Origin of the sequence: Rhodococcus sp. (in: high G+C Gram-positive bacteria) (assembly GCF_049591685.1) — a bacterium.
Lineage (GTDB): Bacteria > Actinomycetota > Actinomycetes > Mycobacteriales > Mycobacteriaceae > Rhodococcoides.
Genome location: NZ_JBAWFH010000090.1, coordinates 1 through 6,897, shown reverse-complemented (window position 1 = coordinate 6,897; position 6,897 = coordinate 1). Strand labels below are relative to the sequence as shown.

The following is a 6,897-nucleotide window of genomic DNA, read 5'->3' as shown; positions in this document are numbered from 1 at the left end:
GTCATAGATCCCTCTGACCAGCGTTGTGAAGCAACAACATTCATTGCAGGTGCCGCATCCGTGGCCGACGCCGAGAACGCTGCCGGTACTGTCGCCTCGTGAAGTTGCTACCGCTGACACCCGACGGATCGACGCCCGTACGCGTACTGACCATCGCCGGCACCGACTCCGGTGGCGGTGCCGGGATTCAGGCCGACAGCCGAACCATGGCTCTGTGCGGTGTGCACGCGTGCGTGGCGGTCGCCGCGGTCACCGTGCAGAACACGGTCGGCGTCAGCGGCTTCCACGAGATCCCACCCGAGGTCGTCGCGGACCAGGTTCGCTCGGTCGTCGGAGACATCGGCGTGGGTGCGGCGAAGACCGGCATGCTCGCGTCGACCGCGATCATCGAAGCAGTCACCGCGGTGTGCACCGAGGTCGGCATCGGCCGCGATCAGCCCGTGCCGCTCGTCGTCGACCCGGTGTGCGCGTCGATGCACGGCGATCCGCTCCTGCACGAGGAGGCGCTCGACGCCATCCGACACACCCTGTTTCCGATCGCGACGCTGGTGACGCCCAACCTGGACGAGATTCGGTTGATCACCGGCATTGACGTGGTCGACGACGCCACCGCGCATTCGGCTGCGCGCGCGCTGCACGATCTGGGGGCCCGGTACGCGCTGGTCAAGGGCGGTCACCTGCGTACGTCGGACAAGAGCACCGACATCCTGTTCGACGGCGACATCTTCCAGGAGTTCTCGAGTCCGCGCATCGACACGGGCAACGATCACGGCGGAGGCGACACGCTCGCCGCGGCTATCGCGTGCGCTCTGGCCAACGGCTACTCGGTGCCCGAGGCGGTGGCCTTCGGCAAGGAGTGGGTCACTGCGTGCCTGGCCGCGGCGTACGACCTCGGCGCAGGTCACGGGCCCGTCTCACCGCTGTGGCGACTTCACCAGTCGTAAAATTTTCAGGTCGTCGGGCACGCCCTTCATCTTGGGAGCGAAGAATCCGCGCCGGTAGGGCTTGACGGTGAGTCCCAGGCGTTCGAGGGTGCCGTCCGGCAGGGCGTCGAGCGCAGCCTCTGAGATCATCAGGTTGCCGTTGCCGCCGGTCTGCATCACGCGTGCGGCGACGGTGACGTCGACGCCGAGCCAGTCCGATCCGATCTGCCGTGGGCTGCCCGTGTGGATGCCGACGCGCATCGTGGGGGTGTAGCCGTCCACGTCGACCTGCGCGAGCGCAGCCCGGGCAGCCAGAACAGCGGCGATGGCCTTGTCCGGCCGGTAGAAGATGGCCATGACGCCGTCGCCGAGCCTTTTGACGACGTATCCGTCGTGGGCGGCGACCGCAGGCTCGACGGCTTTGGACACCTTGCGCAGCAGCGTCAGAGTCGCGGTGTCGCCGGCGCCGAGCGACCAGGACGAAAACCCGACGAGGTCGGTGAAGACGATCGTGATGTCGCGTTCTCCGCGTCCGCGGCCGGTTCGTTCGAGCACCGCCTGCCAGAGTTGCAGTGCGCCGAGTCCGATTTCCCGCGTCGCGCCCGGTTCGTCGTCGAGGAACTTGTCGGCAGCACGGGCGACGGCCAGCGCCGATCCTGGCCCTGCCATCGACAACGGGTCACCGAACGACGGATCACCGGGCAGAACGCGACGGACGCGCCGGACGGCGTCCACCACCACGGGGCGTCGATTGACGCCCTTGACCCAGTCGAGCGTCGACGCCACGTACTGGTTCATGGAAACAAGCGTAACCGACAGTTACACACAACTACTGCCCCGATCTGGCGGTCACGCGCGCTTCGCCGACCGGAACGCCGTTCGGACCTTCGACCGACTGCGCGTACGTACCGATCCCGAAGGCCACTGCCGACGCGTTGACTGCGAGGGCCTCCCGGTCGACGTTCGCTAGGGTGTCCTCCGCGGTGTGGTAATTCTCGTCGAAGGTTTCCCCCGCCGTGCCGCCCCACTTCGCGGCTTGCGCATCGGTCATGACGTCGTCGGCGCCACTGAAGACGCCACCCGCAGGGATGCCGTAGGCGATGAACGGACCGTAGTCGGACCGTCCGTCGAAGTCGGTGCCGTCGATCTCGATACCTTCCGAGCGCAGCCGGTCGGCGAACACACGCTCGATGGCGTCGGAACCTGCGGGCCCGGCAGGCTCGCCGACCTTGTCCGAGTCGTCGCCGTCGTAGGCGAGGTAGCCGGCGTTGTGTGAGCCGATCATGTCGAAGTTGAGGTACAGCGCGATGTTCGCTCGCTCCTCCTCGCTCAGCCCCTCGACGTATTTCCCCGAACCCACGAGGCCGAGCTCTTCCGCGCCCCAGAAGGTGAAGCGCACAGCATTGGTGACGTCGGGTTCCGCGCCCATCTGCACCGCCGTCTCCAGTACCGCAGCGGTGCCGGTGCCGTTGTCGTTGATTCCCGGCCCTTCGGGAACGCTGTCGAGGTGGGCGCCCGCGACGACCACGTCGGTCGTGTTGCCGGTCTTGGTCTGCGCGATGACGTTGCGGCTCTTGGTCGTGATGGTCTCGGTATCGAGGGTCAACGTCAGTTCCGGTGCGGCCGCCACGATCGGTCCGTCGTCTTGGCTCACTCCGGCGGTGGGTATTTTCGCGCCGTCCCGGCTGCCGAGCGTGCCGCCGTCGAGGGGGCCCGGTTCGTTGTTGACGATGATCACCGCGGCCGCGCCCAGTTCTGCTGCGACGGTCTGCTTCGCGCCGAACGGGCACACCCCACGGTTGACGACGACGATGGCCCCGCCGACATCGAGGCCGTCGTAATCCGTTGCCTCGCAACCGGGTGAGTCGTCGGCGGGCGCGAGAATCACCCGCGCGGTGATGCCGTTCTCGGGTGTGGACGGTGAATAGGTCAGCGCTGCCACCGACACCGGTTGCTCACCCGCCGACAGCGACTGGGTGTTGGCGGTGAACTGGTCGAACTCGAACTCCGGCGTCTCGACGTCGAAGCCGGCGGCGCTGAGGGTGCCGGTCAAGTAGTCGACGCTCGCGTCGTACCCTGCCGTTCCGGCTGCTCTGTTTCCGTCGTTCTCCGAGGCGATGCGCTCGAACTCCTCGAGGTGCCCGACGACCGCGTCTTCGGTGACGGCATCGGCAAGCGCAGGACCGTCGGCTACCGCTGCGGTGGTGGATGCAGAACTGGCCGGCTGCTCGCCGTCCCCCGCGGAATCCGAGGACGAAGAACAACCGGCCAGTACGAGCGCTCCGACTGCGAAGCTCGAGATCAGGGTCATCCGTCGCATGGATGAACCCTAACTGGATTTCAGGTCACGCGTCCCGGTGATTGGTGACGAACAGCGCGGCACCGAACACGATCGCCGTGAACACGATGAAGTAGATCAGGCTGCCGATCGGGCCCCAGTGGAAGTCGACTCCGCCGTCGGAACCGAGGAAGTGGCTTGCATTGAGCCACGGGAGGAACGGCTGGATCGCGCGGCCGAACGAACCGAACAGACCGAAGAGGTTCTCGATGACCAAGGGCCACAGCAACAACAGCGCGATGGCGCCTGCCGACTGACGGAGCAGTGCACCGACGCCGACAGCGATGATCACCTGCAGGAAGGCGAGGATTGCGGTGCCGTAGATGACCCGCCACGTACCGTCGACGTCGAAGCTGAGAGCCGCTCCGGCTTGTTCTCCCGCGAATGCCTTGGCCAGGTAGAAGGCGCCGAGCCCGAGCACGAAGCTCAGCACGAACCCGAACACACCGATCAGTGCGGCCTTGGCGATCAGCACCGCGTTGCGGTTGGGGATGGCCTGGAACGTCGTGCGGATGACACCGAAGCGGTATTCGCTGGTGACGGTGAGCGCGGCCAGGATCATCAGCACCATGACGCCGAAGCCGCCGACTCCGCTGCCCACGGCGTCGAATGCGGTGGGCAGGTAGGGCTCGAAGTCCGGCGTATTGCCCTCTGCCACTTGGTTGTTGTACGACTCGAGGCCCAGCTTGGACGTGATGCCGATGATGGCGGCGAGTCCGAGCCCAAGCACGATGATTGCGGCGGTGCACCACCACGGCGACTTCGTCGAGGTGATCTTGATGCGTTCTGCTGCCAGGACACTCATTACAGTGCACCTCCCATGACGTCGGCGCCTGCGCCGTGATACTGGACGTCGTCCCCGGTGAGCTTCATGAAAGCCTCTTCCAGAGATCCACGCTGCGAGGACAATTCGTGAAGAACGATGCCGGCCCGGCCCGCGATGTCGCCGATTGCATCGGTGGTCGAGTTGGTGACCACCAGTGCCGGTTGCAGTTCCTCGGTGGTACCCGGCTCACGCACGGTCAGCCCGGCGGAGGTCAGTGCGCTGCGGAGCGCGTCGAGCTGCGGACTGCGTACGCGGACGGACGCTTCGGATGCGTGATCGATGAACTCCTGCACCGAGGAATCGGAGATAAGCTTTCCGCGGCCGATCACCACCAGGTTCTCGGCGGTCTGCGCCATTTCCGAGAGAAGGTGACTCGAGACGAGCACCGTGCGGCCCTCCGCTGCGAGGCGCTGCATGAACTTTCGGATCCAGACGATGCCCTCGGGGTCGAGGCCGTTGACCGGCTCGTCGAACAGCAAAACTTTAGGGTCGCCGAGAAGTGCACCGGCCAAGCCGAGCCGCTGCGACATACCGAGCGAGAAACCGCCGGCGTTCTTTTTCGCGACCTCGGACAGACCGACGAGGCGCAGAACCTCGTCCACGCGGGACTTGGGAATGCCGTTGGAGGCGGCCATCCACTCCAGGTGTGCCCGCGCCGAACGGTTGGGGTGCACCCACTTGGCGTCGAGCAATGCCCCGACGGTACGCAGTGGTTGCTTGAGCTTGTTGTACGGCTTGCCCTCGATCAGGGCGGTACCGCTGGTTGGGCGGTCCAGTCCGAGGATCATGCGCATGGTTGTCGACTTGCCCGCACCGTTGGGTCCGAGGAAGCCGGTCACGATGCCCGGTTTCACCGTGAAGGTCAGGTCGTCGACCGCCTTGGTGGCACCGAACTGCTTGGTCAGTCCCGTTACTTCGATCATGGGAGCAACTCTCTCGCACCGAGGCCGCACGGCACATCACCCGCGAGTCGCGACCCGCGTCATCCTTTCGGATGACCCGACCCCGAGTGCACCCCTGAGCCCCTCTACCAGCAAGCAGTCACATGGGCGAGCTGGCCTGCGCCCAGAATCGTTTCGGGATGCGGCCGGCGCGGCGGGCTTCGTGCCCTGCGACCACGGCGTGCCGCATCGCCGACGCCATCAGCGCGGGATCTTTCGCACGTGTGACGGCGGTGGCGAGCAGGACGGCGTCACAACCGAGTTCCATCGCGAGCGCGGCGTCGCTGGCGGTGCCGATGCCTGCGTCGAGGATGACGGGCACCCCGGCGGCGTCGACGATCATTTCGATGTTGTGCGGATTCGAGATGCCGAGGCCGGTTCCGATGGGTGCACCGAGGGGCATGACGGCGACGCAGCCGATGTCTTCGAGCCGTTTGGCCAGTACTGGATCGTCGGTGGTGTACGGGAGGACGTCGAAGCCGTCGTCGACCAATTGTTCTGCAGCGGAGACGAGTTCGATCGCGTCGGGCAGCAGGGTGCGTTCGTCGGCAATGACCTCGAGCTTCACCCAGTCCGTTTCGAGCGCTTCGCGGCCGAGCTGAGCGGTGAGTACGGCCTCGGCGGCACCGCGACAACCCGCAGTGTTCGGGAGCGGCGCGATGTCCAGCTTGCGCAGCAGTTCGAGCACACCCGTGCCTCCCGCTGCGTCGACGCGGCGCATGGCGACGGTGGTGAGTTCGGTGCCGGACGCCGCGAGGGCATCCTCGAGGACGGTCAGGTTGGCCGCTCCCCCGGTGCCCATGATGAGGCGCGACGAGAACGTTCTGTCGGCGATGGTGAAATTCTCAGCCACGTCGGGAGTGGAGCCTGCGGAATGACCGGATCTAACCACCCTGCACCGCCGTGAGAACCTCGATGGTGGAGCCGGTTTCGACGATGGCGTCGTCCCACCGGCTTTTCGGCAGCACGGTACCGTCGACGGCCACTGCGATGCCTTTTTCGGGCATCGACAGCGAAGTGAGCAGCTGGCGCATCGTCGTTCCTTCGAGCAGGGCGTGGTCTTCGCCGTTGACTGTGATCATGCTTTTCCTACCTATCTCTAGTGGAAGCGTGCTGGGTCTGCAGCTGCGGCTTCGGGGAGGGTGCGTCCGTCCAGGAGTGCGGCGACGGCGTCGGCGGTGATGGGTGTCAACAGGATTCCGTTGCGCCCGTGTCCGGATGCGACGATGATGCGGTCGGTGATTCTGCCGATGACGGGCAGTCCGTCGGGGCTCATAGGCCGCAGGCCTGCGGAGCATTCGTGTAGTTCGTATTCGCCGATGCCGGGCATCAGTCGTTCCGCGTCGGCGATGAGGTCGCGTACACCTGCGACGGTCACCTGGGTGTCGTGTCCGGATTCGTGTTGCGTCGCGCCCACGACGAGTCCGTCGCCGCGGGGGACGAGGTAGACGGGACGTCCGTGCACGTTGCCGCGGATGGTGCGGGTGGGCGGTGCGGCGGCGCTCGGTCGGCGTCGCAGCCGCAGTATTTCGCCTTTCACCGCACGGACCGGTATGCCGTCGAGCAGCGCCGCCGATTGTGCGCCTGCGGCCACGACCACCTGGTCGGCGTCCAGCGCGTCGAGGTCGGTGACGGTGTGGGAAACAATCTTCACGTCCGTTGCGGCGTCGCGGAGAGCAGCGACGAGCGCGCGGTTGTCGACGGCCAGTTCGGTGGGAGCGTGGATGGCGAGCCGGATGTTCTGCGCGAGCGACGGTTCGAGTTCGCGGATCTTAGCGCGGGAGAGAATGTCGAGCTCGTGGCCGTGTGCTCCGACGAATTCGGCGACAGTGCGCAGGTCGGCGGCGTCGGCGGCGTCGAGGGCCACGG

Annotated in this window: 8 protein-coding genes; 1 reads left to right on the top strand and 7 read right to left on the bottom strand. The window is 66.2% G+C overall.

The features are described 5' to 3' along the window. Window positions 1-98: 98 nt before the first annotated feature. The gene (gene thiD, locus WBQ44_RS04095) at window positions 99-944 is read left to right on the top strand and encodes a bifunctional hydroxymethylpyrimidine kinase/phosphomethylpyrimidine kinase (protein ID WP_495565463.1); all 846 of its coding nucleotides are present in this window, start codon (window positions 99-101) and stop codon (window positions 942-944) included. On the opposite strand, the gene WBQ44_RS04090 is transcribed toward thiD, so the two are convergent. The 7 genes from WBQ44_RS04090 to WBQ44_RS04060 all read right to left on the bottom strand — a co-directional run. Beyond that, the gene (locus tag WBQ44_RS04090) at window positions 915-1,721 is read right to left on the bottom strand and encodes an adenylate/guanylate cyclase domain-containing protein (protein ID WP_495565462.1); all 807 of its coding nucleotides are present in this window, start codon (window positions 1,719-1,721) and stop codon (window positions 915-917) included. The two genes, thiD and WBQ44_RS04090, sit on opposite strands and share 30 nt — an antisense overlap. Window positions 1,722-1,752: 31 nt before the next feature. Then, window positions 1,753-3,243 (bottom strand): M20/M25/M40 family metallo-hydrolase, encoded by a 1,491-nt coding sequence (locus WBQ44_RS04085; protein WP_495565461.1) that lies wholly within the window; start codon window positions 3,241-3,243, stop codon window positions 1,753-1,755. Between the two features lie 25 nt (window positions 3,244-3,268). After that, window positions 3,269-4,066 carry an ABC transporter permease gene (locus WBQ44_RS04080; RefSeq protein ID WP_495565460.1) on the bottom strand — a complete coding sequence of 266 codons (798 nt, stop codon included), beginning with the start codon at window positions 4,064-4,066 and terminating at the stop codon, window positions 3,269-3,271. Next, entirely contained in the window at window positions 4,066-5,010 is a 945-nt protein-coding gene (locus WBQ44_RS04075; RefSeq protein ID WP_495565459.1) for an ABC transporter ATP-binding protein, read from the bottom strand. Before WBQ44_RS04075 ends, WBQ44_RS04080 begins: the two co-directional genes overlap by 1 nt. A gap of 118 nt (window positions 5,011-5,128) precedes the next feature. Next, on the bottom strand, window positions 5,129-5,881 hold the full coding sequence (locus tag WBQ44_RS04070) for a thiazole synthase (protein ID WP_495565458.1): 753 nt from the start codon (window positions 5,879-5,881) through the stop codon (window positions 5,129-5,131). A gap of 31 nt (window positions 5,882-5,912) precedes the next feature. After that, on the bottom strand, window positions 5,913-6,110 hold the full coding sequence (gene thiS, locus WBQ44_RS04065; RefSeq protein WP_495565457.1) for a sulfur carrier protein ThiS: 198 nt from the start codon (window positions 6,108-6,110) through the stop codon (window positions 5,913-5,915). A 17-nt stretch (window positions 6,111-6,127) separates the two neighbouring features. Continuing rightward, window positions 6,128-6,897 (bottom strand): FAD-dependent oxidoreductase (locus tag WBQ44_RS04060; RefSeq protein WP_495565456.1); only part of this gene is annotated, 770 nt, incomplete at its 5' end.

What these genes read in the sequence shown, in the direction of transcription:
- WBQ44_RS04090 (WP_495565462.1), bottom strand. Translation starts at nt 1,721, where the DNA reads ATGAACCAGTACGTGGCGTCGACGCTCGACTGGGTCAAGGGCGTCAAT.
- WBQ44_RS04085 (WP_495565461.1), bottom strand. Translation starts at nt 3,243, where the DNA reads ATGCGACGGATGACCCTGATCTCGAGCTTCGCAGTCGGAGCGCTCGTA.
- WBQ44_RS04080 (WP_495565460.1), bottom strand. Translation starts at nt 4,066, where the DNA reads ATGAGTGTCCTGGCAGCAGAACGCATCAAGATCACCTCGACGAAGTCG.
- WBQ44_RS04075 (WP_495565459.1), bottom strand. Translation starts at nt 5,010, where the DNA reads ATGATCGAAGTAACGGGACTGACCAAGCAGTTCGGTGCCACCAAGGCG.
- thiS (WP_495565457.1), bottom strand. Translation starts at nt 6,110, where the DNA reads ATGATCACAGTCAACGGCGAAGACCACGCCCTGCTCGAAGGAACGACG.